The organism is Paraburkholderia sp. Ac-20340, assembly GCF_017104965.1.
Taxonomy (GTDB): Bacteria; Pseudomonadota; Gammaproteobacteria; order Burkholderiales; family Burkholderiaceae; genus Paraburkholderia.
Genome location: NZ_JAAGPR010000078.1, coordinates 1 through 2063 on the forward strand (window position 1 = coordinate 1; position 2063 = coordinate 2063).

At 58.8% G+C, this 2063-nt stretch carries 2 protein-coding genes; both read left to right on the forward strand.

Annotated elements, in window-relative coordinates; translation table 11 throughout:
* The first annotated feature begins 105 nt into the window (after window positions 1-105).
* Window positions 106-1152, forward strand: coding sequence for an IS21 family transposase (gene istA, locus G3N59_RS36750; protein ID WP_205987907.1), 1047 nt, complete (start codon window positions 106-108; stop codon window positions 1150-1152).
* On the forward strand, window positions 1149-1988 hold the full coding sequence (istB, locus tag G3N59_RS36755) for an IS21-like element helper ATPase IstB (RefSeq protein WP_105766932.1): 840 nt from the start codon (window positions 1149-1151) through the stop codon (window positions 1986-1988). The genes istA and istB overlap by 4 nt, the downstream gene beginning before the upstream one ends.
* Window positions 1989-2063: the final 75 nt, after the last annotated feature.

Sequence of the window (2063 nt, forward strand, 5' to 3'; positions counted from 1 at the left end):
TGTCGCGCGCAGTTGTAAATTGATACAGCAACGCAGTTAGGAATTGATACACCTCGTTGTAGGGTTGCTCCTTTTGGGCGGCCCGTGATCAGCTACGAGGAGTACATGGAAATCGAGATTCTGCGTCGCCAGGGAAACAGCCTCCGGGACATCGCGGTCGAGACCGGCATGTCAGTCAACACAGTCAGGAAATATCTGGAATCGGGTCCGCCGCAGCGTAAGGCCCGGCAACCAGTCGCCGGCAAGCTTGCACCCTTCAAGGCTTATCTGGAGGGCCGGGTCGAAGCAGCGAAGCCGGACTGGATTCCGGCGACGGTGCTCAAGCGGGAGATTGAGGAGCGCGGCTACACGGGCGGGTTACGCCGGGTGCAGGAGTATCTGCAGAAGCTTCGACCCGCTGCACGCCCCGATCCAGTGGTCCGGTTCGAGACAGAGCCGGGCCATCAGATGCAGATGGACTGGATCGAGTTTCGCAAGCCGGGGCACAAACTCGGCATGCTCGCGGCGTTCGTTGCGACATTGGGCTACAGCCGGGTCAGCTACGCGGAGTTTGTCACCGACATGCGTATCGAAACGCTGCTGGCTTGCCATGTGCGGGCATTCGAGGCATTTGGCGGCGTCACCAGAGAGATCGTGTACGACAACATGAAGACGGTGATCCTGAAACGCGATGCCTATGGCAAGAAGCAGCACCGATATCATCCGGGGTTCGCTGACTTCGCCAAACACCATGGGTTCGTACCTCGCGTGTGCAAGCCATACCGCGCGAAGACGAAGGGCAAAGTCGAGCGTATGAACGGATATCTGCGCTACAGCTTCTGGGTCCCGTTGGTTTCAATGCTTAAGCAGGCAGGGCTCACAGCCGACTGCGGCCTGTGCAATGAGCGCGTCAGACTGTGGTTGCGCGACGTCGCCAACGTCCGTGTGCACGGCACTACCAAACGGGTTCCAGCTGAGGTGTTGCTCGAGGAACGGCCGCATCTTCTGCCACTGCCGGCACCCTACGTGGGACGATCGGTTAGAACGGGCGCGACGCCACATCAGCAGCCGAAACCAGCATCACGGTACGCGAGCCCGGAGTGGAACAGACCGTTGCAGCACCCGTTGTCGGTTTACGACGCGTTCAGCCGCGCGCAGGAGGTAAGCGCATGACGCCACAGCTCGAACGACTGACTGTGTTGTGCAAGCAGCTCAACCTGCTGCACTTGCCGACACAGATTGCACATCTCGGCCAGATGGCCGCGAAACGCGAACTCGGCTATCTCGACTTCCTCGAACAGGCCTTGAAGGATGAAGCGATGGCACGCGCGGAACGAATGCGCCGGATGCTGACGCGTCTAGCTGGCTTCCCGGCAATCAAGACGCTTGATGAATTCGACTTCGAATTCGCACTCGGCGTGCCGAAAGCACTGGTTCTCGAACTCGGCAGTCTTGCCTTTGTGGAGCGTGCCGAGAATGTCGTGCTCCTCGGACCCAGTGGCGTTGGTAAAACCCATCTTGCTGTCGCGCTTGGATATCGTGCAACGCAGGCCGGGTTTCGCACTCGCTTCATCACTGCCGCCGATCTGCTGATGCAATTGACGACAGCGTTGCGCCGCAACCAGCTCGAGGAAACCATCAAGCGGATCACGAAGCCCTACAAGCTTCTCATCATTGACGAGATGGGATACCTGCCCATGGACCGGGAGCAGGCGAACCTGCTCTTCCAGGTGGTCGCCAAACGATACGAAACCGGCAGTCTCATCCTGACCAGCAATCTGCCGTTCGGCCAGTGGGACCAGACCTTCGCTGACGATGCAACGCTCACGGCGGCGCTCCTCGACCGGCTTCTTCATCACGCACACGTCGTGCCGATCTCCGGCGACTCGTACAGGTTGAAGGAAAAACGTCAGGCCGGCATGATCAACCGCATGCCACCACCGCACCTAAACGACGCAGACGACATCAAACGCAAACGCAATTCGAAGGAGGCAGCCCCCAGTCATTAACCGCATGAGCGGGTGTATCAAATTACGATTGCGTTTGCGTCCGAAGCTGTATCAACTTGAGATTGCGTTTGACAA